The sequence below is a fragment of the Archangium violaceum genome, from assembly GCF_016859125.1.
Classification (GTDB): Bacteria; Myxococcota; Myxococcia; order Myxococcales; family Myxococcaceae; genus Archangium; species Archangium violaceum_A.
This window is the reverse complement of record NZ_CP069338.1, coordinates 2,508,660-2,533,817: the sequence shown is the minus strand read 5'-3', so window position 1 is coordinate 2,533,817 and position 25,158 is coordinate 2,508,660. Positions and strand designations below refer to the sequence as shown.

General features: G+C 70.7%; 22 protein-coding genes and 1 pseudogene. 8 read left to right on the top strand and 15 right to left on the bottom strand.

Annotation, left to right across the window (positions count from 1 at the left end; genetic code table 11):
- Positions 1 to 106: 106 nt before the first annotated feature.
- Both JQX13_RS10870 and JQX13_RS10865 read right to left on the bottom strand, forming a co-directional pair.
- Complete coding sequence (locus tag JQX13_RS10870; RefSeq protein WP_203408961.1) at positions 107 to 685, bottom strand: RNA polymerase sigma factor; 579 nt, start codon at positions 683 to 685, stop codon at positions 107 to 109.
- Between the two features lie 97 nt (positions 686 to 782).
- On the bottom strand, positions 783 to 1,229 hold the full coding sequence (locus JQX13_RS10865) for a response regulator (protein WP_203408960.1): 447 nt from the start codon (positions 1,227 to 1,229) through the stop codon (positions 783 to 785).
- A gap of 658 nt (positions 1,230 to 1,887) precedes the next feature.
- Between JQX13_RS10865 and JQX13_RS10860 the strand changes: the two genes are divergently transcribed.
- The 4 genes from JQX13_RS10860 (at position 1,888) to JQX13_RS10845 (ending at position 7,944) form a co-directional block, all read left to right on the top strand.
- Positions 1,888 to 2,406: a hypothetical protein gene (locus tag JQX13_RS10860; protein WP_239014677.1), complete on the top strand. Its 519-nt coding sequence runs from the start codon at positions 1,888 to 1,890 to the stop codon at positions 2,404 to 2,406.
- Positions 2,407 to 2,473: 67 nt separating this feature from the next.
- Positions 2,474 to 3,001, top strand: coding sequence for a WbuC family cupin fold metalloprotein (locus JQX13_RS10855; RefSeq protein WP_203411974.1), 528 nt, complete (start codon positions 2,474 to 2,476; stop codon positions 2,999 to 3,001).
- Positions 3,002 to 3,222: 221 nt separating this feature from the next.
- On the top strand, positions 3,223 to 7,260 hold the full coding sequence (locus JQX13_RS10850) for a protein kinase domain-containing protein (protein WP_203408958.1): 4,038 nt from the start codon (positions 3,223 to 3,225) through the stop codon (positions 7,258 to 7,260).
- A gap of 51 nt (positions 7,261 to 7,311) precedes the next feature.
- Entirely contained in the window at positions 7,312 to 7,944 is a 633-nt protein-coding gene (locus JQX13_RS10845; protein ID WP_203408957.1) for an RNA polymerase sigma factor, read from the top strand.
- On the opposite strand, the gene JQX13_RS53910 is transcribed toward JQX13_RS10845, so the two are convergent.
- Positions 7,910 to 8,233, bottom strand: coding sequence for a double-CXXCG motif protein (locus JQX13_RS53910; RefSeq protein ID WP_239015276.1), 324 nt, complete (start codon positions 8,231 to 8,233; stop codon positions 7,910 to 7,912). The two genes, JQX13_RS10845 and JQX13_RS53910, sit on opposite strands and share 35 nt — an antisense overlap.
- Before the next feature lie 100 nt (positions 8,234 to 8,333).
- A pseudogene (locus JQX13_RS56200) lies at positions 8,334 to 8,549 on the bottom strand (DUF2380 domain-containing protein); the annotation flags it as partial.
- Positions 8,550 to 8,689: 140 nt separating this feature from the next.
- On the opposite strand from JQX13_RS56200, the gene JQX13_RS10835 reads away from it, so the two are divergent.
- Positions 8,690 to 9,088, top strand: a complete 399-nt coding sequence (locus JQX13_RS10835; protein WP_203408956.1) for a hypothetical protein — start codon at positions 8,690 to 8,692, stop codon at positions 9,086 to 9,088.
- A gap of 34 nt (positions 9,089 to 9,122) precedes the next feature.
- Here the strand turns inward: JQX13_RS10835 and JQX13_RS10830 are convergent, their stop codons facing one another.
- The 4 genes from JQX13_RS10830 to JQX13_RS10815 all read right to left on the bottom strand — a co-directional run bounded on the left by JQX13_RS10830 (position 9,123) and on the right by JQX13_RS10815 (position 11,215).
- On the bottom strand, positions 9,123 to 9,455 hold the full coding sequence (locus JQX13_RS10830; RefSeq protein ID WP_203408955.1) for a hypothetical protein: 333 nt from the start codon (positions 9,453 to 9,455) through the stop codon (positions 9,123 to 9,125).
- 154 nt (positions 9,456 to 9,609) lie between these two features.
- Complete coding sequence (locus JQX13_RS10825; RefSeq protein WP_203408954.1) at positions 9,610 to 9,792, bottom strand: hypothetical protein; 183 nt, start codon at positions 9,790 to 9,792, stop codon at positions 9,610 to 9,612.
- Positions 9,793 to 9,885: 93 nt separating this feature from the next.
- Positions 9,886 to 10,092, bottom strand: a complete 207-nt coding sequence (locus JQX13_RS10820) for a cold-shock protein (RefSeq protein ID WP_043411966.1) — start codon at positions 10,090 to 10,092, stop codon at positions 9,886 to 9,888.
- A 268-nt stretch (positions 10,093 to 10,360) separates the two neighbouring features.
- Positions 10,361 to 11,215, bottom strand: coding sequence for a tetratricopeptide repeat protein (locus JQX13_RS10815; protein WP_203408953.1), 855 nt, complete (start codon positions 11,213 to 11,215; stop codon positions 10,361 to 10,363).
- A 203-nt stretch (positions 11,216 to 11,418) separates the two neighbouring features.
- Between JQX13_RS10815 and JQX13_RS10810 the strand changes: the two genes are divergently transcribed.
- Positions 11,419 to 12,096 (top strand): DUF4476 domain-containing protein, encoded by a 678-nt coding sequence (locus JQX13_RS10810; RefSeq protein ID WP_203408952.1) that lies wholly within the window; start codon positions 11,419 to 11,421, stop codon positions 12,094 to 12,096.
- Between the two features lie 122 nt (positions 12,097 to 12,218).
- Entirely contained in the window at positions 12,219 to 13,376 is a 1,158-nt protein-coding gene (locus JQX13_RS10805) for a hypothetical protein (protein ID WP_430384167.1), read from the top strand.
- Positions 13,377 to 13,398: 22 nt separating this feature from the next.
- Here the strand turns inward: JQX13_RS10805 and JQX13_RS10800 are convergent, their stop codons facing one another.
- Positions 13,399 to 13,734: a TerB family tellurite resistance protein gene (locus JQX13_RS10800; protein ID WP_203408951.1), complete on the bottom strand. Its 336-nt coding sequence runs from the start codon at positions 13,732 to 13,734 to the stop codon at positions 13,399 to 13,401.
- 145 nt (positions 13,735 to 13,879) lie between these two features.
- Here JQX13_RS10800 and JQX13_RS10795 point away from each other — a divergent pair, with 145 nt between their 5' ends.
- Entirely contained in the window at positions 13,880 to 15,286 is a 1,407-nt protein-coding gene (locus JQX13_RS10795; RefSeq protein ID WP_430384166.1) for a sigma 54-interacting transcriptional regulator, read from the top strand.
- Between the two features lie 3 nt (positions 15,287 to 15,289).
- On the opposite strand, the gene JQX13_RS10790 is transcribed toward JQX13_RS10795, so the two are convergent.
- The 6 genes from JQX13_RS10790 to JQX13_RS10765 form a co-directional block, all read right to left on the bottom strand.
- Complete coding sequence (locus tag JQX13_RS10790) at positions 15,290 to 16,729, bottom strand: serine/threonine-protein kinase (RefSeq protein WP_203408949.1); 1,440 nt, start codon at positions 16,727 to 16,729, stop codon at positions 15,290 to 15,292.
- An 18-nt stretch (positions 16,730 to 16,747) separates the two neighbouring features.
- The gene (locus JQX13_RS10785; RefSeq protein ID WP_203408948.1) at positions 16,748 to 18,232 is read right to left on the bottom strand and encodes a hypothetical protein; all 1,485 of its coding nucleotides are present in this window, start codon (positions 18,230 to 18,232) and stop codon (positions 16,748 to 16,750) included.
- A 109-nt stretch (positions 18,233 to 18,341) separates the two neighbouring features.
- On the bottom strand, positions 18,342 to 22,064 hold the full coding sequence (locus tag JQX13_RS10780) for a serine/threonine-protein kinase PknK (RefSeq protein WP_343211147.1): 3,723 nt from the start codon (positions 22,062 to 22,064) through the stop codon (positions 18,342 to 18,344).
- Between the two features lie 197 nt (positions 22,065 to 22,261).
- Positions 22,262 to 22,996 carry an immunity 52 family protein gene (locus JQX13_RS10775; protein ID WP_203408946.1) on the bottom strand — a complete coding sequence of 245 codons (735 nt, stop codon included), beginning with the start codon at positions 22,994 to 22,996 and terminating at the stop codon, positions 22,262 to 22,264.
- A gap of 15 nt (positions 22,997 to 23,011) precedes the next feature.
- The gene (locus JQX13_RS53895) at positions 23,012 to 24,535 is read right to left on the bottom strand and encodes a Tox-REase-5 domain-containing protein (RefSeq protein ID WP_275424990.1); all 1,524 of its coding nucleotides are present in this window, start codon (positions 24,533 to 24,535) and stop codon (positions 23,012 to 23,014) included.
- A gap of 26 nt (positions 24,536 to 24,561) precedes the next feature.
- Complete coding sequence (locus JQX13_RS10765; RefSeq protein WP_203408945.1) at positions 24,562 to 25,062, bottom strand: hypothetical protein; 501 nt, start codon at positions 25,060 to 25,062, stop codon at positions 24,562 to 24,564.
- Positions 25,063 to 25,158 lie beyond the last annotated feature (96 nt).

Genomic DNA, 25,158 nt, shown 5'->3' with positions numbered 1-25,158 from the left:
CCTCCCCTGGAAGCGAGAAGAGGTCCTCCACTGCTCGGGTCCCCCGCTCGCCAGCCTTCCTCATTCAGGGCGCCAGGGGGCTGGCCGCTCGTCCGCTCTCCGGTCCCTACGCGGCGCGGCAGGGATGGGGTTGGAGGTCAGGGGTTCCTCGTTCCTCGGCGACGGGCCGCAGCCAGGCCCTCAGCTCGCGGCGGGCCTGGTGCAGCCAGAAGCCCACCGTTCCCCGCGTGGTGCCGAGCCGCTCCGCGATGGCCTTGTAGTGCAGCCCCTCCGTGTGCAGCTCGTAGGCGGAGCGCAAGGGGGGCGACAGGTGGGCGATGGCCTCGCGCAGCTCCTCCTCGGAGATGCGCTCCCAGTCGTGCCAGGCGCGCGGCTCCCGCACGAGCACGGGCGCGCGCACCAGCTCCAGGTGGGGTCCCTCCCGGGTCTCGGTGCCCTGGCGGCGACAGTGGTCGAGGAAGCGCCGCTGGAGCGTGGTGCTCAGCCACGCGCGTCGTCTGGCGTCGCTCAAGCCGCTCAAGCACTCGAAGTGGAGCAGCGCGCGTTCCAGGGTGTCCTGCAGCAGATCCTCGGGCTCCACTCCGCCGTCGCGGCAGAGCTTGCGTGCGAGCCCTCGCAGCAGCGGCATGTGCGGGTCGATGATGGATGCGAATGTCTGGCCGTCTCCGGTGAATATGCGTGACATGGGGCCTCCTGCGTGGATGGAGGAGGCCGGGCCAGAAACGAACACGGGCCGGGAGTGCTCGTCTCCCGGCCCGCTCTGTATCCGGTGCGTCGTGGCTTCAGGGGCCCAGGGTGCACGAACGGTCGCTGTCCCAGGTGCTCTCGTGCGCGCTCCGCGAGAAGTCACGCAGCGACGGGGGCCCCTGCGGGCTCGCCCCCGAGTCGACGAGCGTCCGGTTGACGACCTCTTCAAACTCGGTGAGCTCCGCGCACTTGGAGAGGAAGGCCTTGACGCCCGGGGCGTGTGGATCCGTCGCCGCGCTGTGCATGATGACGGGGACGTCGTGCAGCTCCTCGTCCTGCTCCAGGTGCTGACACAGCTCCACGCCGGTCATCCGCGGCATCTGCCAGTCCGTCACCACGAGGTCCGGCCGCCGCTCATGGGCGATCTCCAGGGCCTCTCGTCCATCATGTGCACGCAGCACCCGGTGGTCCATCAACTCCAGAACTTCCGCATACAGCTCGAGGAGCTCGGGCTCGTCATCGACAAGAAGAATAGTGCTCATGACTTCACCTGTTCCTTTCCGCGGGAGGTGGTCGAGAGCGGTCGCGCATCTCCAAATAGAGGAGCACCGGTCCCCCCCTCTAGACCGGTGGGCTCCACGACTCACTGGTGTGATGTGTGTGATTTGGTACGCGTTTCTCGAGATGGCCATACCCGCTCGAAGGGCCCGCTCGCTCCGTTGGCGGACGCGGAAGAGTCCTGTGTTGGAGGCGGCCGGCCTCTGGCGGGAATGCAGGAGGAACGCATATGTCCGTCCCTCTCCGGAGGGAGGTGGCGTTGCCCGCCTCCTCGGGGACCCCTGGCTTTTCCCGAGGGGGGCGTGGGGCGACATCATGGGACGGGCCGGCGAGCATGACGGCGAGGGGCCGGTGGAGCCCCCTCCGGAAGACGCGGGGTCCGGGTTCGACGCGGAGTTCGGTGACGAATCCGACTTCGGCGATTCATTCCTGATGGAGGTGGCGAGCTCTACCCTCCATACGCCCTTCCGCGGGCTGCTGCCGGGCGAGCGGCTGGGGGGCTGGGCGAGGGCGCCATGGGCCAGGTCTTCCGGGCCCGGGATGACGAGCTGCAGCGGGTGGTGGCCCTCAAGTTCCTCCTCCCGCGCGAGGAGCTCGCCGGCATGGGCCTGCGCGAGGCCCGGGCCATCGCGCGGCTGGACCATGAGAACATCATCCGCATCTTCGACATGTCCGAGTGGAGCGAAGCAGCACCGGACCCTCGCCGTCCGGCAGTGGGTCAATCCGCGCGTGGCCGTGCTGGCCTATGGCACCCTGCCGCTGTCGGTGACGGGACAGGACGCGCGGGCCGAGCACTTCACCCTCGAGGCGTTGGAGCTGGCCGGGCGCATCGGCCATGCGCACACGACGGCGCTCTCGCTCACCTACCGCGCCATTGGCAGCCAGTTGCGGTGGGACGCGCGGGCGACGCTGGAATGGGTGGACCAGTGCATCCCGCTCTCTGTGGTACCTGTGGCCCTCCGCGCTGCGGGCCTGGGCCCTGGCCGAGCTGGGCCGCCCTCGAGAGGGCCTGGTGCTGATGCGCCAGGTGATGGAGCAGTGGACGCGCTCGGGCCTGCTGGCGGGCATGCACCACAGCCTGGGCATCAGCGCGCCCGGGCGAGCCTGCACCGCCAACTCCAGGCGCTGGGGCTTCACGAGGAGTCCACCTCGCACCCGTGAGCGGAACACCCGTGAGTGGAGCCCGAGGCCTGGACGGTTTCGGGGCCGCTGTGTTCCGCTCGGCGTCATGAGCTCTTCCCATCGCCGTGCCCTGGATGCCCCCGCGGGTGAACTGGTGGTCCTCTCGCGCTCCCTGGTCGAGGAGGTCACCGAGTCCTCCCGGACGAGCCCCCGGCGCCGCATCATCCTGCCCTTCCACAAGAAGGACGACGAGCTGTTGCACCGGATGCTCAACGTCATCCAGCCGGACAGTTACGTACGGCCGCACCGGCACCTGGAGCCACCGAAGGCCGAGGCCTGGGTGGTGTTGCGCGGCGCGCTGGCCTTCTTCACCTTCGAGGAGGATGGTCGCATCCGGGAGTGTCTGTCATTGGAAGCCGGGGGCGAGCGGTTCGGGGTGGACCTGGCTCCGGGAATCTTCCACGGGCTCTTCGCGCTCGCGCCGGACACGGTGCTCTTCGAGGTGAAGAACGGGCCCTACGCGCCGGCCAGTGACAAGTCCTTCGCCCCCTGGGCGCCCGAGGAGGGGACGCCCGAGGCCGCGAGCTACCTCGCCCGGCTGCGCGAGGAGTTCCGGCGGCGCCACCACCCGTAGTCTCACGCCCGCGTGTCTGGTGGGCGACGAGGGGAGCGGCCTCGTCGCCCCCATGCGTCACGAACGCGCCCTGCTTCGCTCCTTCCATTCAGAAGCGCTGTCGCCAGGAGTCCAATCTCCGTGCTTCCTGGCCTCGTGTGCGTTGCCCGGTGACCATGGGATCCATAACTTCATTCATCCAGGCCTTCCGTCGCGAGGGCACGTCGACCGGGGAGCAGGGAATGCACGACGAGACCGGTCACAACGGAGGGGACGAGCGTCCACCCGCGGCGCGGTCATCTCGGGCCGCTGATTCGGACTTCGGCGATTCCTTCCTGAAAGAGGTGGCCCAGGCCCCGCCCCCGTTCCACAAGCCGGCCACCGGGGAGCGGTTGGGCGGCTCGGATGGTCGCCGGTTCGAGATCCTCGCCGAGCTGGGGGGTGGTGCCATGGGGCGGGTGTTCCGCGCCCATGACGAGGAATTGCAGCGCGTGGTGGCCCTCAAGTTCCTCCTCCCCCGCGAGGGGTTGGGCGAGCGATGGCCGATGGGGTTGTTGCGGCAGGAGGCGCGCGCCATCGCGCAGCTCGACCACGAGAACATCATCCGCGTCTTCGACGTGGCCGAATGGGTGGGGGCGGCCTGGGAGCCGCGCACTCCCTTCATCGTCATGGAGTGCCTGGAGGGCGAGTCGCTCTCCTCGCTCCTCCAGCGGGAGAAGAAGCTGGGCGTGCGGCGCGCGCTGGAGATCATGAGCGCGGTGGCCGCGGGACTGGCCCACGCGCATGGCCGCCACATCGTCCACCGCGACCTCAAGCCCAGCAATGTCTTCATCACCGGCCGGGGTGGGGTGAAGCTGCTCGACTTCGGGCTCGCGTGGCTCACGTCCTCCAGTGGCTCGCCCGTGCCGTACCTGCCCACCGCCGGCACGCCGCCCTACATGTCTCCGGAGCAGTGGCGCGGCGGCAAGCAGGACGAGCGGACCGACCTCTGGTCCGCGGGCGTCATGTTGTTCGAGATGCTCACCGGGGAGCTGCCCTACCCGAGCGCCACCCTGGAGGAGCTGCGTGCCAAGGTGGTGTCTCCCGAGCCCGTGCCCTCGGTGCGCGCCCGCCATCCGGAGCTACCCCCGGAGCTGGAGGCGCTCGTGGCCTCGGCCCTGGCGAAGGAGCCGCGTGAGCGTCTGCCCTCGGCCACCGAGCTGCGGGACAGGCTGCGCCGGTTGGAGGAGCGGCTGGGGCCCTGGCGCGAGGAGCCTCGCTCCGTGGCGCCCCAGCGCCGGCCGGTGACGCTGGTGTCCTACCGGTTGGTGGGACTGGTGGGGCTCGCCGGGGAGCTGGACCCGGAGGACTTCAGCGAGCTGGAGGCCGCCTTCCAGAAGCTCTGCTCGGAAATCATCCAGCAGCACGGCGGCTCCATCACCACCTGCGTGGGCGACGAGGTGCTGACCTGCTTCGGCTACCCGGTGGCGCACGAGGAGGATTCGGAGCAGGCCATCAGCGCGGGGCTGAAGCTGGCAGCCGTCCTGCCAGGGGAGCTGCGTCGGCGCTTCGTCTCGCTGGACCTGGGCTCGCTGGCGATCCAGGTGGGCGTCCACACCGAGATGGTGGTGTTCGACGACATCCTCCCGGAGCTCCGGGGCCGCACGCCCACCATCCAGGGCGAGGCCCCGCGCATCGCCTCGTGGCTGGCCCGTCAGGCCGAGCCCGGCACGGTGGTGCTCAGCGATGCCACGCACTCCCTGGTCCAGCGCGTCTTCGAGTCCGAGACGCTCGGCTCGCGTACCTTCGAGGGGTTGTCCGGAGCGCGGCGCGTGGACGTCTGGCGCGTGAGGCGCGCGCGCAAGGCGGCCACGCGCTTCGATCGCGCGCTGGCGGCCGGCTCGCTCTCCCCGCTGGTGGGCCGCGAGCACGAGCTGAGCCAGTTGCTCGAGTACTGGGATGCGGCTCGGGAGGGGCACGGCTCCTTCGTGCTGCTCACCGCCGAGGCGGGCCTCGGCAAGTCCCGCCTCATCCAGGAGGCGCGTCAGCGGGTGGATCCCTCCACGGGCATCATCCTGCGCTGCCAGTGTTGGGGCCAGTTCGCCAACAGCGCCTTCCATCCCCTCATCGAGATGCTGCAGCACCTCTTCCGGTTGGATCCGGAGGGCGCGCCGCGGGACAACCTGCGCAAGCTGGAGGAGCAGCTGGGGGCGTTCGGCCTGGCGCCGGAGCAGATGGCCCTCATCACCGCCTTCCTCTCGTTGCCGGTGATGGAGAACCTGCCCATCCTCCAGCTCTCGCCCGAGCGCCAGAAGGAGCGCACCTTCGAGGCATTGACGGCGTTGCTGCTGCGCATCGCGCGGGATCGCCCGGTGTTCGGCGTGGTGGAGGATCTGCATTGGGCGGATCCGTCCACCCTGGCGCTGCTCGACTACGTACTGGGCCGCGTGCGTGACGCGCGTGTCCTGCTCGTGCTGAGCGCGCGGCCCTCGGGCTTCCACCACGCCTGGCCCGATGGGGGCTCCCTGCACCGGATGGAATTGGAGCGGCTGACAGCGCGGCTCACCGCCACGCTGGTGCAGGAGGCGGCCGGTGACGGGACATTGAGCGAGGAGACGGTGCGCCTGCTCGTGGAGAAGACGGATGGCATCCCCCTCTTCGTGGAGGAGCTGACGCGCATGGTGGTGGGGGGCGGCGCCCTGCTGTCCATTCCCATCACCCTGCACGAGCTGTTGCTGGCGCGCCTGGACAGGTTGCCTCCGCGGCACAAGGCGCTGACCCAGCTGTGCGCGGTGGTGGGGCGTGGCTTCTCCCATGCGCTGATGGCCACGCTGATGAGGCGCACCCCCGACGCGCTCCAGGCGGACCTGGAGGAGCTGGTGGCCATGGGGCTGCTCCAGCGCGAGGAGGAGCAGGAGGGACCGCGTTACCAGTTCCGTCACGCGCTCCTCCAGGACGCGGCCTACCAGTCCCTGCTGCGTGGCACCCGGCGTCAGCACCACCGGCGCATCGCCCAGGCGCTGGAGGAACAATTCCCCGAGGTGGTGGAGACACAGCCGGAGCTGCTGGCCCACCACTACACCGAGGCGGGAGCGTACGAGCCCGCCATCCGTCACTGGCTGAGGGCCGGACTCCGCGCCAGCCACCACATGGCCAACCAGGAGGCGGTGAGTCACTTCCAGCAGGCGCTGAAGCTGTTGCGCTCGCTGCCGGACGCCGCGCAGCGGATTCAGCAGGAGCTCCAGCTGCTCATCGCGCTGGGCAGTCCGCTGTCGGCGCTGCAGGGCTACCGCTCGCCCGAGGTGAGGCGGACCTACACCCGGGCGCGCGAGCTGTTCCGTCTGGTGGGGGATGAGCTGCCGGGCCTGGAGCTGTCCTATTGGGGACCCTTCGCCTACTACTTCGCCTGCGCCGAGTTCCGCCTGGCCCACGAGCTGGCCGAGCAACTGGTGGACCTGGGCTCACGCCAGCGCAACCGGGAGCTGCTCGCCCTGGGCTACCGGATGATGGCCGCCGATTTCTTCTCCTGGGGACGGCTCCGCGAGGCGCTCGAGTACGCGGAGCGCGCAGTGGCGTGTTCGGAGTTCTCCCTGGAGGAGCACCGGAGGCTGGCCGTGCGGCACTGGGTGGATCCACGAGCGATGGCGCTCGTCCACGCCTCCATCTCCCACTCCGTGCTCGGCCACACGGAGGTCGCGCTCCGGTACGGCCGCGAGGCGCTGGCGCTGGCCGATCGCATCGGCCACGCCCACACGCGAGCCTATGTGCTGCTCTACTCCGCCGTGTCCTGCCAGCTGCGGCGCGACGCGCGGGGCACGCTCGAGCTGGCCGAGGCGTGTCTGGCCCTCTCACGCGAGCACTGGTTCCGGCTGTGGCTGACGTGGTCCGGCCTGCTGCGTGGCTGGGCGCTCGCCGAGCTGGGGCGGCCCGAGGAGGGGCTGGCGCAGATGCGTGAGTGGCTGGGCCGGTGGCGGATGGCGGGCCTGCGCGCCGGCATGCCGCACCACCTCGGACTGTTGGCGGATGTGCACCTGCGATTGCGGCAGCCGCGCGAGGCGCTGCTCGGGGTGAGGGAAGCCAGGCGTTGGGCGGAGGCGTCGGGCGAGCACTTCTACGATTCCGCGCTGTACCGCATCGAGGCCGAGGCCTGGTGGGCCCTGGGGCAGGAGGAGGAGGCCCGCGCGAGTCTGCGTCAGGCGGTGCGCATCGCGCGCGAGCTGGGGGCGGGAGAGTACGAGCGGCAGGCCCTGGTCGCCCTGGGGCCGTCGACGGAGGCGGAGTTGCACGCGGGCCAGGTATGAGCGTCGGTGTGAGGGGCCGAGAGACGGAAGTACGAGAGGAGAAGAGCCACCATGCAGTTGGAAGATCGCGAGAAGCTGGAGCTGGAAATCCAGGGGTTGTGCAAGCGGGGCGACATGGCGGGGGCCGTGGAGCGGGCGTTGGAGGGCTATGGGCAGGAAATCATGCGGCTGATGGGCTCGGTGCTGCATGACTATGAGCGGAGCCGGGATGCCTTCAGCCTCTTCAGCGAGAACCTCCTGCGGGGCTTGTCTGGCTTCCGCTGGGAGAGCTCCTTTCGCACGTGGGCCTACCGGCTGGCGCGCAACGCGTGTTACCAGGTGATGCACGCGCCAGCGGGCCGGGAGCAGCCGGTGAGCATGTCCGCGCTGCCGGACGAGGCGCACAAGCCGCGCTCGGAGACGCGTCCGTGGCAGAGGACGTCGGTGAAGGAGCGCTTTCGAGCGCTGCGCGAGAGCCTGGATCCGCAGGAGCGCATGTTGTTGCTGCTCCGGGTGGACCAGCGGTTGTCCTGGGATGATGTGGCGCGGGTGATGTCGGAAGGGGAGGAGGCGTTGTCGGACGCGGCGCTCAAGCGCAAGGCGGCGGCATTGCGTCAGCAGTTCCAGCGCATCAAGGCCCACCTGCGCTCGCTCGCCGAGGAGGAGGGGCTCATCGCCTCCGAGGACTCCTCGACGCACGTGTAGCGAGCGGCCGGAAGGTGGTGCCGTCCAATCCCAGATGCTGGCAGACGTCGACGAAGCGCTCGGTACAGACAATCACGGTAGGGAGGGCGAACATGCGTCGGCCGCAGCGAGGGCAGGGGGGTTGGTGACCGGTGGGGAGGCAGTCCGGATGCAGTCGGCCCCCGCGGAGGATTTCCAGTTCGAGCAACTCGGGCGATTGGCGCTGGCGGAAACGCAGAAGGGTGCGGCAGCCCTCGAGACCGCGTAGACCTTCGGTCTGGAGCTTTTCGAGCGCCTCACGCTGTACCAGGAGCGACCAGGGGACTGGAGTGACGAACGAGCCGAAGTGTCCCTATCCCCTGCCCGTGAGCGGGCCGAATTCCGTCCCCGGCTCCAGTACGGCCCCAGGGGGCATCAGTCCACTGACCGCCATCGGGCCCGCCGCTGTGCAGCCAGGCGTGGAAGCTCTTGGGTACGCGAACAGTGTAGGCATGAATGTCGATGTGGGAGCGGTACTCCTTGAATGCGAGCCGCTCGCGTGCCTTCCAGTTGTGCCAGGGGATTTCGAAGACGGGGTCCACTCCCGTGGGCACGGCCACCGGGACTCCCCACCAGCGGTTGGGATTGCCCACCAGCGGAGTGCGGAGCATTGGCGCTGGGCACCTGGGCGGGCGGTCGTACAAGCACCTGCTCGGCCGATGCAGCGGGTCCCTGCAAGGCAAACCCTTGCGGAAAGCCAGAGACGGCTCCCAGCAAGGAGACCCGCATGACGAGGGATGGATTCAAGCGCGCGAGGGTGATGGGCGTGGCCGCTTCGGCCCTGTTCCTGGCGGGAGGCTGCCGCGAAGAGCGCGCCAGCCAGGGTCCGCAGTACGTTCCGTCCCAGCAGCAGGGGCAGGGCACGGGGGGCGCGGGCCAGCCGGGGCCGCAACCGGTGGATGTGAACCCTCAGCAGGACCAGGAGGGCTTCCAGACCGTGCCGGAGCGGCAGGAGCTCCCCAGTGGCATCCAGGACGAGAGCCGGGGGCAGGGGGGCTCGGGACAGGAGCGGCCGGTGGATGTGAATCCGTTGCCGGACCAGGAGGGCTTCCAATCCGTGCCGGAGCGGCAGGAGCTGCCCCATGGCGTTGGCGAAGACCCCGAGCGGCGGAAGGATTCGCGCTAAGGACTCGCGCCAGGGACGCACACTGCGGGGCGCCTCACTCCTCTTGAAGGGGCAGTGCGTGCAGCTCCGCGGGCCAGTCTTCCTCCTTGGAGGGCTGTGCACGGGGCTCGGCGGTTCGGGGCTCGGCGGCGCCGGACAGGAAATCCTCCTCGAGGATTTCGTGGATCAGCGCGTCGGTGGCTTCGCGCGCGTCCTGGACCGTGGTGGGGCGGGCCTCGCCCGCGCGCGCCTGCTCCTCGTTGGGCAGCGGGATGACCGACGCGGCTGGGGTCGGGATGGCGCGGGGCACGCTCGGTGCCGCGGGCTCTCGCAGGGTGGCGGGCTGCTCGAAGACCTGTTTGCCGGTGAGATCGTCGCCCTTCGCCATGGTGCTCCTCCGCTCGGTGCGGTCCGGAAGTAATGCATGGCGCCGGACAGCCGCGGGGGCAAGGGCAGGGTGGACCCCCGGAAGCACGAAGGGCCCGGAACATCATGCGATTTCCGAGCCCTGACCTCCACGGAGGCGCCTGTCTGCCTGGTTCTCACATCTCGAGCGGCGGCTGGGGTCCAGGAATGATGCCGGCGATGTCCGGATCCTCGTCTCCTGGCTGCCGGGGGGGCTTCGTGTCCTTCTCGCGCTGGCGCTCGGCCTTCTTGGCCTCTTTGTCACGCTGGCGCTGCTGGCGCGCCATTTCCTTCTGTCTCTTCGTGGACCTTCCCTGCATGGTTACTCCGGGGAAAGAGGGAAAAAAGAAGCCCAGCCTCTCATGGGAGGCCGGGCCTCGTGAATTTGAGGATAGGGCGCTGGGCTCGCGCGATCAGCCGATCGGGCGAACGTTCTCGGCCTGGAGGCCCTTGGGCCCCTTCTTCACGTCGAACTCCACCTTCTGGCCCTCGGCCAGGGTGCGGAATCCGTCGGTCTGGATCGCGGTGTGGTGGCAGAACACGTCCGGGCCCCCGCTGTCCTGGGTGATGAAACCGAAGCCCTTCGCGTCGTTGAACCACTTCACAGTGCCACTTGCCATTGCTCTGATTCTTTCTCCTACACAGCAGGGCGTCCATCGCCCGACTGTTCGCTCACTGGAGCGCAGGGCCGGGCGTAGCACCCTGTTCCGCGTGAAGTCGAGCCGGTAAATCCACCGGACTACGTTTTCACGACAGTTGGATGCATGAGCACGACCCATTGGAAAACACTCCGGGTGGGGGCGCTGTTCCAGGGTGTCGGGCCTTCCCGGTGAGCATCCGAGGAGGCTCGGGGCGTGGCCATCCCCTGGATGCCAAAGGCCTTTTTCCTCAGGCTCGGACGCCCTCTCCCCGGAACCAGGCGGCGAGCTCGGGCCACTCGCGAGCGAGGTATTCGTGCCCGGAGGCGCGGGCGGGTTTCTCGGGCATGACGCACCCGGACTTGAGCGGAACGAGCTGTCCCGCCAGGCGACCGCGCGCGAAGGCGTGGAGGACCGCCACCGCTCCCACGTCCATCTCGGGGACGTTCTCTCGCGGAGACTGCTGGATGCGCTTCACCGCCTCCACGTACTTCCCCTCGCGGCAGAACATCACGGCCTGCGCCAGCAGGGCGTAGTCCGTCCTGTCGAACATGGGGCGCCGGAGCTCCGCCACCTGGCGTCTGGCCGCGTCCGGCTCACCGGACAGGGCCAGGATGAGCGCCTTCAGTGCGGGCCCGCGTGCACCGCGGACGGAGGCCGTCATCTTCCCCCAGGGATGGGGTGCCGCCTCACAGAGGGCGAGGGCTCGCGCGTAGTCCCCCTTGCGGAGCCAGGCGAGCGTGAGCCCGTAATGGCTCCAGCCCCGCTGTTCGGCCCGCCCTCCGGACACCGCCACGTCGAAGGAGCGGATGGCCGCGTCGAGCCTTCCGGTCAGCAGCTGCTCCCAGCCCCGTCGTGCCAGCGTCCCCACCCACCAGTGCCGCCATTGCTCCAGCGCCATGCCCACGCAGAAGAGGCTCGCGAGCGTGACGGAGAGGGAGAGTCCTCCGACGGCGACTTCCTGCTCGCACAGCAGGAGGATGATGCCTCCGAAGCCGGTGGACATGAGCAGCGCCGAGAGGAGTTGAAGCCCTCCGAACCAGGTCTTGAGGGACGGGCAGTTCGCGAGCGGAGGGCGGAAGGGATGGTCGGTGAGAGTCGTCATGCCCGGGCCCGGTGCAAGGGCCCGGCCCGATGCTGGCCCGCGTGTCTTCCATCACTTGGACGTGTCGCGTGTCCAGGCGCGGGATGCTCCGTCCGCGGGGGACGACGGCGGCGCGCGGTGGCGCGACCGTTTGAATGCGGACGCCCGCCGCCCGTCTGTGTGCGCAGATGCAGCAAGGCCGTACCCCGGAAGGAATGACTCCCATGAAGGCCCTCTTCGCCGCCGTTTCCCTGCTCACCGCCGTTGCCGCCTCCGCCCAGACCGCTCCCGCCGTCGCGCCTCCTCCGGGCCAGGCCACGGGCATCGCTCCCCCGGCTTCGTCCTCCGCGCTCCGGGCCGATGACAGCAACGAGCTGCGTCGCGGCCGGCGCACCACGCTGGTGGTGGTCGAGCGCGAGGACCTGGAGCAGCGCCTGGCCGACCTGGAGAAGCTGCTCGGTGAGGCCTTCGAGCGCAGTGGCCGTGGCCAGGGCCGGGCCAGGCTCCGCGAGGCCTACGAGGAGCTGAACGACATCCGCGAGGTGCTCGCCAGCGCTCCCGAGGCGCGTGGTGGCTACCACCCTCCGGCGCCTCCGCCGCCTCCTCCCTCGTCGTATCAGCCCATCGGGGAGGGCAAGCTGCAGCGGCTCATGAACGCCATGTCGCGTGAGCCCTTCGCCGAGGACAAGATGAACGTCCTCGAGGACGTCACCCGCGACAACTACTTCCTCGTCAGCCAGGTGCGGCAGGTGCTGGGCCAGTTCCAGTTCTCCAAGGATCGGCTGCGGGCGGTGCGGTTGCTGTGGTCGCACGTCCTCGACCGGCAGAACGGCTTCCAGCTCTACAACTCCTTCCAGTTCTCCAACGACAAGGCCGAGCTGAAGCGGATCATCTCCGGCTGAGCCCGGGTTCGCTGGGGCTCCCAGGGGCCAGGCTCGCGGGGCGCGGTTGCCCCACGGGTCTGGCCCTTCGCCTTTTCTGAATCGGTGCGTGCGAGCGCGTTCGCTGTTTGAATGGCTCCCCGATGCGTCTTCCATCCCGCGGCATGATGCTCCTGGCCCTCCTCGGGGGGCTGCTGCTCGTGGCCCTGCTGGCCGTTCCGCACTACCTGCGGGGACTCGCCTTCGTGGCCCGTGCCGCCGACATGAAGGAGGGTCTGGCCGGGCGCATCGCCCACTGGGGCACCGGTCCCTTCACGGAGGAGGAGCTACAGGTCCCCTCTCGCCATGGGCCCCTGCGCGCCCGCGTCTTCCGGCCCGAGCGCCCCCGCGGCCGTACCGTCCTCCTCTTCCCCGGCGTGCACGCGGATGGCATCGACGAGCCCCGCCTGCGGGAGTTCGCCAGGGATCTCGCCGCCGGGGGGCTCATCGTCCTCACCCCCGAGCTGCCCGATCTCCTCCTCTACCGCATCACTCCTCGCGAGCCGGACATGATCGAGGACGTCGCGCTCTGGGCCTCCTCGCGGCCGGAGCTCGCGCCGGATGGTCGGGTGGGCCTCATGGGCATCAGCTTCGCCGGTGGGCTCTCCGTCGTCGCCGCTGGGCGGCCCTCGCTCGCGGACAAGGTCGCCTTCACCTTCTCGCTCGGGGGACACGGAGACCTCTCACGCGTGCTCTCCTTCCTGTGCAATGGCATCGAGCCCGATGGCCAGCGGCGCAGACCCCATGACTATGGCGTGGTCATCATCCTGCTCAACGTGGCCGATCAGCTCGTCCCTCCCGAGCAGGTGGAGACGTTGCGCGCGGGCATTCGCACCTTCCTCCGGGCCTCGCACCTGGCCATTCACGACACACGTCGGGCCAACGAGACCTTCGCGGAGGCGCGGCGGATGCAGTCGGAGATGCCCGAGCCCGCCGCCACCTTCATGAAGTACGTGAACGAGCGGGACGTCTCCGCGCTCGGGGCCCGGCTGCTTCCGCGCACGAAGGACTTCGCCGACGACCCATCGCTCTCACCCGAGCGCTCGCCGGCCCCGCCCACGCCCGTCTACCTGCTGCATGGCACGGATGACACCGTCATCCCCGCCATCGAGTCCGTGCTCCTCGCGCGCTGGTTGGAGCCCCGGACGCGGGTGCGCCTCCTGCTCACGCCCCTCATCACCCACGCCGAGTTCGACCGGAAGCAGCGGCCCGGCGACGTCTGGCGGCTCGTCGCCTTCTGGTCGTCACTGCTCGACGCGTAGGTGGGCCCGCTCCCGGTGTGCTTCAGGCCGGGGACAGGCCCAGCAGCTCGCGAATCTGGGCGAGCATCTCCTGCTCGGAGAGGTGCACCGAGGCGTCGCTCTCGATGAGCGTGCGCACCGTCGCGAGCACCTCGTCCGGGTGCTGGCGCAGCAGGCCGAGGTTCGGCGCCGGGAGGGGCTCGCCCGTGTCCAGGCACCGCTCGAGCCGTTGCAGCTCCGGCAGCGGTACCTTCCAACGCCGCGCGGCGCCAAGGAGCGCCCGGGCCTCGTGCGGGTCGATCTCATCGTCGCTCCAGGCCACGTGCAGCAGCAGCTTGAGCAGCTCGATATGGAAGCGGTCGTCGGTAGGGGTCTTCATCGGGGGGGGTTCTCCGCGTCCTCGGAGCGTCGCGCGTTCCGCCGGGCGCGTCCACGGGCTCGTGCTCCTCCGCTCCCTGTCCTGGGAAGCGGCGGGAGCCGTCCCTGGCGCACTCGGTGTATGGGAGGCGTGCTACCCTTTGTTCATGCCCCCCATTGATCGTGTTCACGGCGCTCCTTCCCCCAAGAAGGGAGGGGAGGCGCCGGGTGTTCCGCCCGAGAACCCTGGAGCCGAGGACGTCAGTGTGACGCGACCCTACGCGCACGCGCCGCGCTCCTCCGAGTTCCCCGCCGTCCGGCGCTTCCTCCTCACCGTGGTGGAGGGCCCCGGGGCCGGTACGGCCTGGGACTCGGTGTCGGATGCGTGCTCCATCGGCTCGCACCCGAGCAACGACTTCACCCTGGACGATCCCACGGTGTCGCGCTTCCACTGTGAAATCCGCGTGGGCCCCAGGGGCGCGCGGGTGAAGGACCTCGACAGCACCAACGGCGTCATGCTCGATGGGGTGCAGGTGGCCGACGGGTACCTGCGGGGCGGCAGCCTCCTGCGGCTGGGCCGCGCGGTGGTGCGCTTCGACTACGGCTCCGACAGCAACCGGCTCCCCGTGTCCGAGCGCACGCGCTTCGGCTCGCTGGTGGGCACCTCGGTGCCCATGCGCATGTGCTTCGCCCTGCTGGAGCGCGCCGCCGCTCGCGACGTGACGGTGCTGCTGGAGGGCGAGACGGGGACTGGCAAGAGCCAGGCGGCCCAGGCCATCCACCAGGAGAGCTCCCGCCGCGACAAGCCCTTCCTCACCGTGGACTGCGGCGCCATTCCCGCGGATCTGCTGGAGAGCGAGCTGTTCGGCCACGAGAAGGGCGCCTTCACCGGCGCGGCCCAGCGGCGCATCGGCGCCTTCGAGGAGGCCCACGGCGGCACCGTCTTCCTCGATGAGATTGGCGAGCTGCCCGCCGAGCTCCAGCCCAAGCTCCTGCGCGTGCTGGAGGCGCGCGAAATCCGCCGCGTGGGCACCAACACGTACCTTCCGGTGGACGTGCGCATCATCGCCGCCACCAACCGCGACCTGCGCGCCGAGGTGAACGCGGGCCGGTTCCGCTCGGATCTCTTCTTCCGGTTGGCGGTGCTGCGCATTCCGCTGCCGCCGGTGCGCCAGCGGCCCGAGGACTTGCAGCTCCTGGTGGAGCAGATCCTCGACGGGCTGGGCGCGGATCCGGAGCGGACGAAGGCGCTGCGCTCGCCCGGCTTCATCTCGCGGTTGGAGCAGGCCGCGTGGCCGGGCAACGTGCGCGAGCTGCGCAACTACCTGGAGCGGTGTCTGGTGTTCGAGGACACGCTGGCGCTGACGGACGTGGCCCCGGCGAGCAGCCGCTCCGAGGTGGATGCGAAGGTGCCCTACGCCGAGGCGAGGCGGCTCGCACTGGATGACTTCGAGCGGCGCTACCTGCGCGCGCTGCTGGAGCTCCACCAGGGCAAGGTGTCCCAGGCGGCCGCTGGCGCGGACATGGACCGCGTGTACCTCTACCGCCTGTTGCGGCGGCACGGCATCAAGTGAGGCTCAGGCCTCGAGCCGGGTGACGTGGTGCAGGCCCGCGTGGCTGGAGAGCACCTCCGAGTGGAAGGTGCCCTCCAGCCCCGTGAGCGCCGACGCTGTCGCCAGGACGCCGTGGCCTGGATGTCCCCCTGTCCAGGCCGACAATCGCAGCAGCCGGCCTCCCCCGAGGCCCTGTCTGCCCCCCACGTCCAGACGCAGCGTCGCCAGGTCCACGTGCAGCGTGGGCACGAGCGAGATGCGCGCCGCCCTCGCCTCCGCGTGCGGTTCCTCCGACAGCCTGAGCGCCAGCTCCAGTGTCCTGCGTCGCGTCTCCCTCTCCGCGTCCGCCCCCAGTGGCAACGCCGCCACCCCCAGCAGGAAGTTGCCCCCCTCCACCATCACCGTGAGCCCCTGTGCATCCATGCGCGCGCGCACCCGCTCCAGCAGCGCGTCCACCACCTCCAGCGTGGCGTCGTCCACCTGCCCGGCGATGCGCGCCTCCATGTACAGCCCCAGCGCCCGCACCTGCCTCACCCGGCCCGGCCCGTCCCCCCGTACCGCGTTGCGCAGCGCCTCCAGCACCGCGTCCACGTCCGGGTACCGGTCCTCCCGCCGCTTCTCCAGACAGCGCCCCACCACCTCGTCCAGCGCCGCCGGTACCGGCGCCCGCTCACTCGCCCTCGGCACGGGGGCATGCATGTGCTGCTCCTCCAGCTCCACCTGTGTCGTTCCCTGGAAGGGCGGCCGTCCCGTGACGAGCTGGTACAGCAACACCCCCAGCCCGTAGAGGTCCGTCCGCGCGTCCGGTGTCTCCCCCCGAATCTGCTCCGGTGCCATCGACAGGGGCGTGCCCAGCACCAACCCCGTGCTCGTCGCCGCCGTGCCCGGCTCCTCGGGTGCCAGCAGCTTCGCCACTCCGAAGTCCACCAGCTTCACCACCGGCCCCGCTCCCCCGCTCAGCACCACCACGTTCTGCGCCTTCAAGTCCCGGTGGATGACGCCCGCCCCGTGCGCCGCCCTCAGCGCCGAGCCCACCTGCTCCAGCAACTCCAGCGCCTCTCGCGCGGAGAAGGGGCCTCGCGCCGCGAGCTCCGCCGCCAGGTCCCTCCCCTCCAGCCACTCCATGGCGATGAAGGGCCGCCCATCCGGCAGCGTCCCCTGCTCGAGCACGTCCACGATGTGCGGGTGTCTCAACCGCCGCAGCGTCTCCGCCTCCTGTTGGAAGCGGCGCAGGGCTCCTCTCGAGGCGGTGTACTGGGGCCGCATCACCTTGAGCGCCACGGCCGTTCCGGTGCGGGACTCGCGCGCGCGGTAGAGCGTCGAGACGCCGCCCCGGTAGCGGGTGCTCTCGACGACATAGCCGCCCACCTGCGCCCCCGGTGACAGCTCCTCACCATACAGCGACCAGGCCCGGGTGCCGGGCTCGGGTGGGGCGTCTCCAGGTGTGTCCTTCCGGTTCGTCATGTCCGCGGTGCCTGGTGGTTACTTCTGCACGCGCCGCCAGACACAGAGCTCGGAATTCCCGTCCGGTATCAGGTCGCACGGCGCGTGGAGGTAGACGGTGATGGGCTCCTTCCATTCATTCTGGCTCGGGTCCATGCACTGCTCGAAGTCCCCATCCCCGCCGACGAGCGGCCCATCCTCCACCTTGCACATCGAGGCCGGGAAGTTCCGGTCCCCTGGGTTGATGCACGCCCCCGTCACCGTGGCCGCGCAGTCCATCCCCGAGCCCGGCTGCGCGCACACGCGATGCGTGGCGTACGCCAGCCCCTGGTTCCACTCCGGCGCGTGACAGGAGAACATCTTCGGGTACATCGTCCCCTGGATGCGCTGCTCCTTGCCCATCACCTTGCCGTCCCTGGTCACGTTCACGTACTGCTTCGTGCCCAGCTCCCCGTCGAAGATCGTCCCGTAGAAGGCCCCTTCCCGGTAGCTGAAGACGTCCTTCTCGGAGCGCCTATAGGTCGTGCCCGCCGGCGTGCCCGGCTCCACCCCCACGTTGGCCGTGCCGCTCTGCCAACTGTCATACGGGGCCGTCATCACGTTGAATTCCCCCGAAGCGGGGCAGGTGAAGGTCACCGCCGGCTGTGGCGTGCTGCACGCGCCCTGACTCTGCGCGAGCTTGCGTGCGCTGCCATCGTCGCAGCCGACGATGCCGTCACACACGCGCAGCATCATGTCCCCGCTGAGGGAGCCCAGGACCGGGCCCCCCATGCACTGGTCCGGCGCCCGGCCTCCCGCTCCCAGTCGCACCGTGTGGCCGGGCACGCATCGGCCGATGTAGTCCGGCTTCCACCCACAATCCCGGTTCACCCCGAGTTGGTGCGTGGTGCAGGCCTGGAAGCTCGGCACGTCCTGCCCCAGGACCGGGTCGTGCTCCACCGCGGCCGTCTTCGGCTCCAGTGCGAAGCGCGTGATGTCGCTCGGGTCCTCGCCTCGCAGCGACAGCTCCACCCGCCGGCCGAAGGCGTTGTTGCGCGCCAGGATGCAGGCCGATACCCGGCGCTTGCACTCATCCGTCGGCGCACCGCCGGCCCATTGGGGACACAGGCCCGCCTTGCCCTTCCACGTCTTCAGCGTGGAGGTGAGCGGGTCCACCCAGGTGATGCTCTGCGTCTCCTTCAACGCGCAGCCCACCAGGTACGACATGAAGTGCTGCGCATCCACGTCCAGGAGCTGCCGCTTCAGGTCCACGTAGCCCGACGAGGGATCGAACAACCCCGCCAGCCCGTTGCTCGCCACCAGGGCTCTCGCCGGGGGGTTGGTGGAGATGGCGTTGTAGACGAGCGCCCTCGTGGTGAGCGAGTTGGCGATGCGCAACTCCCGCTCCGCCCCGGACAGGATGGATGGCTCCGCCTCCGCCGGGCTCTCGCTCTCGGGCTGGCACCCCATCGACGCGAGCCACAGCGAAACCCCCAGACCGAGGGCACATAGCGGACGCTTCAGGGAATCATAAGAAATTCGCATGGACCGGGAAGTCATATCTCGCGAGCGTGCATTGCGCGAGCCAGGGGGGGCGGGAGGCCGCGTTCCCTCGGACGGGGTGGGCATCTCGCTCGTGTTGTTGCCTGGGACGCTACAGTCCGGGTCCGACGCCCGTTGCTCCACAGGCAACACGGAGGGCTTCCAGGCGCGTCCGCCACAGAGGGGAGGCCGCCGAGGTGCGCTCGGCCCGGGCGAGCCACTCCCGCGCTTCCTCGGGCCGGCCGGCCCTGAGCGCGGCGCGGGTCGCCTCGTGTAGCAGCTCCGTCAACTCGTCGCTGGAGGCGTTGGGTTCGGCCTCGGCGATCAGCTCCTTCCAGGCCTCCAGGTGGGAGCCAGGGCCGGCCTCCGCCTCGCGCACCTGCAACTCCACCATGCGCCGCAGGGCGTCGGTGTTGGGCGGAATGCGCTCGGGTGGGCAGTGCGCTGCGAGCCACGCGAGCTGCCCGCGCGCTTCCTCCATGTCCCCGCGCGCCGCGCCGAGCCGGGCCAGGAGTACGGCATCCACCGCCACCGGGTGCTCGGCGAAGAAGCGCCTGCCCAGCTCGTGCGCGCGCCGGGCCAGGGGCAGTGACTCCTCGGAGCGCCCCATCCAGTGCAGGCACTCGGCGAGCTGGCCCACCGCCCAGCGCTCCACCTGCGCGTGGCCCAGCTCCCGCCCCACGGCGATGGCCTGGCGCAAGTCACGCTCGATGGCCTCCACGTCCGCGCGCAGGCGCCACAGGAAGGGGCGGTTGATGAGCGTGGCGGCCAGGTGCAGCCCGTCCCCCGCCTGACGGCACAGGCCCAGCGCCTCCTCGAAGCGCTCGGCGGCCGCGTCCGCCTTCTCCTGCACGGCGAGCACCGAGCCCAGCAGCGTGAGCGCGATGACGTGGGTCTCGTGCTCCCTGGCCAGCGCGGCGCCCTCGGCCGTGGAGGTGAGGACGCGCGTGGCCCGCTCCCACTCGCCCTGCCGCACGTGCAGCCGGCCCCGCGCCAGCGCGCACCTCAGTGAGAGGCGTGGGTCGTCCAGGGACTCGGCCTTCTCCAGCGCCTCCTGGGTGCGCGCCGCCGAGCCCTCCGCGTCCTCCATCCAGTCCAGGACGGTGGCCTCCTCCAGCAGCAGATCCACCTCCAGCGCGGTGTCTCCCCGAGCCCCGGCCAGCGCCCGCGCCGAGCCCAGGTCCGCCAGTGCCTCGCGGAAACGCTGGATGCGGTAGCGCACCCGGCCTCGTCCGGCCAGCACCTGGGCGCGCCGTGCCGTGTCTCCCTCGGGGAGCTGTGCCAGGGCGTGGGTGTAGTCCTGCTCGGCCTCCACGTAGCGGTGGGCCCGACGCGCGGCCTCGCCCAGGGAGAACCAGGCCGTGAAGGACTCCTCGTGCGCGCCGCAGGCCGCGGCATGGCGGGCGCGCTGGCGTTGCTCCGCGTCTCCCTGTCCGGAGAGTCCTCGCAGGGCCGCCGCGTGCAGGGCCCGGCGCCAGGAGGAGGGCAGGGCGCGCTCGAGGGCCTCGCGCAGTTGTGGTTGGCGGAAGGCGTACCGCGCCGGGCCCACCCTCCGCAGCAGCCCCGCGCGCTCCAGCCGCGCGAGCCCCGTGCCCGCGTCCAGTCCCGCCACGCGCGCCGCGTCCTCCTTCGCTTCCAGGTGCCGCTGCGCCGCGTCCACCTGCGTCACCGTCAGCTCCTGGCCGAGCACCGCGCACAGCTGCGCCAGGCCCTGGTGCGCCGCGGGCAGCACGGACAGGGCGCGCGCGGCGAGCCGCTCGAAGAGGGGCGTCACCGAGACGTGCAGCAGCTCGTCCGCGGCCACGTACCACTCACCCTGCGGCGTGGCGCGCAGGGCCCCCGAGGTACGCAGCGCCCGGGCCACCTCCACCAGCGACAGCGGCACGCCCTGGGTCAGCTGTTCCAGGCGGGCGAGCACCGGCTCGGGGATGAACTCGGCGGGGCGGAGCAGGTGCAGCAGCAACGCGCGGCTGGCCTCGGGCGCGAGGGGCGGCAGCACGTGGTGCGCGGAGTGTCCGGAGCGCTCGCCGAGCAGGGGGCGCAGACCCAGCAGCTCGGGGCGTCCGGCGGTGCACACCCAGAGCGGCACCTCGGGCGCGGCGAGCGTGGCCATCTCCAGTGCGTCCAGGCTGGTGGGGTCCGCCTGGTGCGCGTCGTCCAGGAGGAGGGCCAGCGGTTGCCGGGCGGCGAGCTGGCGCAGGGCCTCGGCCACGGTGCGGGCGAGGGCGTGGCGCCGGGCTCCGGAGGGCGTGGAGGGAAGGGGCGTGTCCTTGTCGCAGCGGGCCCACAGGGACTGGAGGAGCGCGTCCGGTGCGGACGCATCGGGGTGGGGCGCGGCGAGGCGGAGGACGCGGGCGTGGCCCTCGGACTCCAGTCTCGCGGCGAGCGCGTCGAGCAGGCGTGTCTTGCCGAGGCCCGGCTCACCCGTGAGGACGGAGAGGCCGGGGCCCTGGCCCGAGAAGGAGCGGGCCACGTCGGAGCGCAGCGTGTCGAGCGGCGCATCGCGGCCCAGGAGGGGAGGGGGCTCGGCCGACGCGGGCCCCCGGGTGAGGGAGGAGTCTCCCGTGAGTCGCGGGGCATCCGCCGGGCCGGGCGTCGTCGCGCCCTCACCGAGCCGGGCCGCGGCCTCGGGGGTGGCCCGCAGGGGCGCGTCTCCCTCGGAGGTGGGCCACCAGGAGTCGGGCTGCTCCAGGGCCTCGCCCGCCATGCGCGTGAGGGAGGCACCGGGGCGCACGCGCAGCTCGGCGAGGTGGAGGACGGCGGTGGTGCCGGACTCGCTGGTGAGCTGCCGGGCGGCGCGGGCGGCGGCGCGCAGTCCCGCCTCGGCGGAGGGGTGCTCGGGGAAGGCGAGGAGGTAGCGGCCCGGGTGGACGCGCGCGAGCAATCCGCCCTCGGGGGCCACGGCCGCGGCGAGCTGGTCCACGCCGAGCTCGCTCCGCACGCCGAGGAGCGCCACGGTCCGCACGCCCTGGGTCCGCGCGGGGGCGAGCACGTCCTCGGGGGTGGGCCGAGCGCAGGGGCCGGTGCGGCGGGCGGAGTCGAAGGCGGCGAGGAGCTCGGCGGCGGAGCCGAAGCGCGCGGCCCGGTCCTTGGCGAGGCAGCGCAGCAGCACCTCATCGAGGGCGGGCGGCACGGGGGCTCGCTCGGAGGCGCGAGGAGGCCGGAGGTTCACGTGGCCGTGCAGCACCTCGTCCGGTCCGCCGGTGAAGGGCGGGGCCCCGGTGAGCAGCTCGAAGAGGAGGACGCCGAGCGCGTAGAGGTCCGAGCGCGCGTCCTCGTCACGGGACTCGAGGCATTGCTCGGGGGCCATGTAGAAGGCGGTGCCGAGCCGCTGGCCGGTGCGGGTGAGGCTGACGGACGCCTCGGGCTCGTCGGGGTCGGAGGCATCGAGGAAGCGCGCGAGGCCGAAGTCGAGGAGGCTGAGCGCGCCACCCTCGCGCAGGAAGACGTTCTCCGGCTTGAGGTCCCGGTGGACGAGCCGCGCGCCGTGGACGCGCTCGAGGGCGGCGCACAGGCCGGCGAGCAGCTCCCCCACGTGCGAGAGGGGGGCGGCGCCGGAGCCGGGGAGCGCGGCCATCCAGGCGGCGAGCGTCTGACCGCGCAGGCGCTCGAGGACGAGGAAGGAGCGGCCGTCGGTGGTGCCCTCGAGGAGCAGCGCGGGGACGGTGGGAGGGCCCACGCGGCGCAGGGCGGCGGCCTCCCGGGCGAAGCGCGCGGAGAAGGGGCCGAGCGCCACCTTCAGGGCGACCTCGCGTCCATCCTCCTCGCTCAGGGCGGAGAAGACGCGGGAGAAGCCGCCCGAGCCCAGCGGCGCGCGGAACTGGAAGCCGGGCACCTGGGGCAAGGCGAAGGGCTCGGGCGCCGGAGCGGGCCGGGGCCTCTGGGCGTGCTGGGGACAGGCGTCGCCGGGGGCGAGGCGACGGTGACAGACCGGGCAGCGCATGGGGGAGCGGCGGGGGCGCCGTGCCGCGAGGCTATCAGAGTGTGGCGCGGACGCGGCCCCGCTTCTTCATGTCCGGCGACGGCGCCGTGTCATGAAACGACAGGCCGCAGGAGTCCGGCCTTGTTCAGCAGTTCGTGGACGCGCTGGCCGAGCTCGACGTGCTCGGGGTTCTCCGCAGTGAGTCGCTCGGGCGTGAGGATGATGAGCATTCCCTTGTCCTCCACCGGTTCGATACGCACGGGGGCGGGGAGCGGCGGAACCCTGCCCCGGCTGTGCGGGAAATACATGAGCCAGCCCACGAATGTTTCCGCGATGCCGTCAGGTGACACCGCATCACGGTGCATCGTTGAGGTCGCGATGGCGGAGTCCGGCTCCCAGGCCAGCGCCATGCTCCGAACCAGCCCGGTGAGAACGGGCACGCTCAGCACTCGCTCCGCGTTCGGCCCCCGGGTTGGCAGATCGACCACACAGCAGTTGGACTGCCCCTCACTATAGCCGCCACAGTAGAAATTGAAGCCGCACGCGTCGTAGTCGTCGGGCGCACCGTTCCACGCCCAGACAGAGTAGCCGAGAGACTCGAACTGACGATCCCTGCCTCGCCGCACCCGCTTCTCAAGGGCCTCGCCGGAGGGCTCGATGGGTCGCTTCAGTGCATCCTTGCGCGACCTGCCTCCCTCGAACCATTGAGAGAAAGCCGGGTCGATATTCGCAATGGCGGCCAAGAATGCTTCCGCGCGCCGGGCGCACTCTTCCGGCGTCTCCTTCCTGGGTCCCCAATACGCACCGGCATAGTACGAGTCGATTCGCTTGTAGGTCTTCGCCATGGAGCACGCTTCTATCTAGAGAGCGGGTGTATGGACCACTTGGACTCCGTACACCCTCTCTCTCTTGAACAAGAGTCGAATGGCATCGGCGACCTTCTTCTCCGCGACGTGCCATCGGATGGGCGTACCGGTCTTCATGGCGGCCGCAATCTGGCGCCTTGCCTGATCGACAAGGGCTTTCGCCCCTGAAGGTTTGAACCACGGCCTGGGCTCGAGGTTGTCGAGGAACTTGTTGGCGTAACCGGGCCCCTTGGCCTCGAGCAGGACGCCGTCCTTGAAGCCGTCGAACCTCACGCCTCCGCTCTTCCTGCCCACTCCACCCACCCAGTAGGCCTTGTTGGCCGAGTGCCCGCTAATCTGCTCCTGGTAGGCGCGAGCCCGAGCGGACATGGACTCCTCGGCAGGCCCCCACTGGCCCGGTCCCGGCACGGGTGAGGGCATCCGCCCACTCGCGTTCGCCCGCTGGAGGATGATGGCCGCACCGGGCGCGCCGCTCAGCACCGTGCCCACCTTCCCCACCGGCACCGCGATGCGCTCCACCACCAGCAGACCCTCGGCCGAGAGGGAGAGCACCGGCACGGTGGCCTCCAGCCCGCCCAACGCCCGCGTCAGCGTGCTGGTGGTGCCTCCCGCGGTGCCAAAGGTGACGATGAGGTGGGTCAGTAGCTTGGAGGTCGCCTTCACCTGCTCGCCCCGAGTCATGTACCGGAAGCGCTCGAGGTACTCGGGCGAGGAGGCGATGAGGGCCGCGACTCCCGAGGGGAGGTGTTGCAGCGCCGCGAGGCCGTCCAGCGGGCGCGTGAGCAACTGGCCCATGGCATGGTACAGCTCGACGAAAGCCTCCTCCGCGCCATCCAGCGAGCGGCCGATGTAGTCGGCGTCGTCGTACACCTCGACCAGCCCGGGCCCTTGCATGACGGGGCGCAGGTGCGTGTCGGCCCGCCGGAAGACCCACCCATTGGCGGTGTAGAAGCGCCCGAGCTCGAAGGAGCCCGCGCGGAAGGCTTCCTCCTTCCATTCCACCGAGCCCACCCTCTGCTGCGTGCGTCCGTTGAGTGTCCAGGCCAGGTAGCCGTCCGGCCGCAGGACGGCCACGCTCCTGAAGCGCTCCATGCGGCGCAACAGTTCCTCGCGGGAGACTTGTCCACCCGCGAGCACCTCGCGCAGCAGGTGGCAGACGGCCATGCGCGGCGGGAACGAACCCAGCGTCACGGGCTTGTTCAGCAGCACCGCCAACACCCGGGCCGCCTCCTGGGGCGTGAGGGGCGCGCCTCGCGGTGGCGCGTCGTTGACATTGTCCAGGCCCGCGAGCAGCAGCAGGTATTCGAAGGCGTCCGCCTGCCTGGCCCCGCTGGCCACCGCGCGCGCGGTCATTTCAGCCGGGCTCACCATGGCCATGGCCAGCCCGGGCACTGCACGTGGGTTGTGGTCCAGGAGCGTGCCGCGTCCTATGGGGGTCGTCACCGTGACGCAGCCGGTGGACAACACGACGGCCCCGAGCACCAGGGGCACCCACTTTCGCGCCATCTCAGCGGGCATGGTTCACCCCCAGGCGCATGGGGGCGCTACGACACGCAGCGGACGCGGCGATGACTCCGCCCACCCCGTCCAATCCTCGTACCCACGCGAAGCACACCTCGCGAGGAGGAGGACCCTCGCACCGAGAAGATGAGCAGATAGAACCCCACCAGCCCCGCCACGAAGCTCGCGTCCCACATGGGGCTGAAGGGGTTGCTTTCCGAGTTCCACCACGGATTGGAGCGGGTTCTTTCCGCGTCGGTGAACAGGACAGCGCAACCCCAGGCCGCCGCGCCCGCCAGGGAGATGAACAGTCCGAGGGTCGGAAGCAACCAGCCCATGAGCTCGCGCAGGCGTTGGATGCGGCCGACCGGAAGAGTGGTCGTGGACGTGAGGCGAAGCACGTCGCGGGCATCTCCCCGGCTCCGTCGCAGCCACAGGAGCAGGGGAGGTCCGACGAGCAGGGTGCACACCGCCAGGTGGAGGAGCATGCCGAGCAGGTATCCCCACTGTGTCGGCGGCGGCGGGTCGGTAACGGTGAATTGCATGGCCTGGGTCCTCCGCCGAGAGAAGCGTTGGGGCTGCCCGCTCGAAAGCGGACAGCCTACCAACGTTCAACGGCCCGGAGGAGAGGCCATCTGGAG

Bases quoted from the DNA above. Each gene is read 5' to 3' on its own strand.
- JQX13_RS10870 (WP_203408961.1), bottom strand. From the start codon at position 685: ATGTCACGCATATTCACCGGAGACGGCCAGACATTCGCATCCATCATC.
- JQX13_RS10865 (WP_203408960.1), bottom strand. From the start codon at position 1,229: ATGAGCACTATTCTTCTTGTCGATGACGAGCCCGAGCTCCTCGAGCTG.
- JQX13_RS10860 (WP_239014677.1), top strand. From the start codon at position 1,888: ATGAGAACATCATCCGCATCTTCGACATGTCCGAGTGGAGCGAAGCAG.
- JQX13_RS10855 (WP_203411974.1), top strand. From the start codon at position 2,474: ATGAGCTCTTCCCATCGCCGTGCCCTGGATGCCCCCGCGGGTGAACTG.
- JQX13_RS10850 (WP_203408958.1), top strand. From the start codon at position 3,223: ATGCACGACGAGACCGGTCACAACGGAGGGGACGAGCGTCCACCCGCG.
- JQX13_RS10845 (WP_203408957.1), top strand. From the start codon at position 7,312: ATGCAGTTGGAAGATCGCGAGAAGCTGGAGCTGGAAATCCAGGGGTTG.
- JQX13_RS10835 (WP_203408956.1), top strand. From the start codon at position 8,690: ATGACGAGGGATGGATTCAAGCGCGCGAGGGTGATGGGCGTGGCCGCT.
- JQX13_RS10830 (WP_203408955.1), bottom strand. From the start codon at position 9,455: ATGGCGAAGGGCGACGATCTCACCGGCAAACAGGTCTTCGAGCAGCCC.
- JQX13_RS10825 (WP_203408954.1), bottom strand. From the start codon at position 9,792: ATGCAGGGAAGGTCCACGAAGAGACAGAAGGAAATGGCGCGCCAGCAG.
- JQX13_RS10820 (WP_043411966.1), bottom strand. From the start codon at position 10,092: ATGGCAAGTGGCACTGTGAAGTGGTTCAACGACGCGAAGGGCTTCGGT.
- JQX13_RS10815 (WP_203408953.1), bottom strand. From the start codon at position 11,215: ATGACGACTCTCACCGACCATCCCTTCCGCCCTCCGCTCGCGAACTGC.
- JQX13_RS10810 (WP_203408952.1), top strand. From the start codon at position 11,419: ATGAAGGCCCTCTTCGCCGCCGTTTCCCTGCTCACCGCCGTTGCCGCC.
- JQX13_RS10805 (WP_430384167.1), top strand. From the start codon at position 12,219: ATGCGTCTTCCATCCCGCGGCATGATGCTCCTGGCCCTCCTCGGGGGG.
- JQX13_RS10800 (WP_203408951.1), bottom strand. From the start codon at position 13,734: ATGAAGACCCCTACCGACGACCGCTTCCATATCGAGCTGCTCAAGCTG.
- JQX13_RS10795 (WP_430384166.1), top strand. From the start codon at position 13,880: ATGCCCCCCATTGATCGTGTTCACGGCGCTCCTTCCCCCAAGAAGGGA.
- JQX13_RS10790 (WP_203408949.1), bottom strand. From the start codon at position 16,729: ATGACGAACCGGAAGGACACACCTGGAGACGCCCCACCCGAGCCCGGC.
- JQX13_RS10785 (WP_203408948.1), bottom strand. From the start codon at position 18,232: ATGCGAATTTCTTATGATTCCCTGAAGCGTCCGCTATGTGCCCTCGGT.
- JQX13_RS10775 (WP_203408946.1), bottom strand. From the start codon at position 22,996: ATGGCGAAGACCTACAAGCGAATCGACTCGTACTATGCCGGTGCGTAT.
- JQX13_RS53895 (WP_275424990.1), bottom strand. From the start codon at position 24,535: ATGCCCGCTGAGATGGCGCGAAAGTGGGTGCCCCTGGTGCTCGGGGCC.
- JQX13_RS10765 (WP_203408945.1), bottom strand. From the start codon at position 25,062: ATGCAATTCACCGTTACCGACCCGCCGCCGCCGACACAGTGGGGATAC.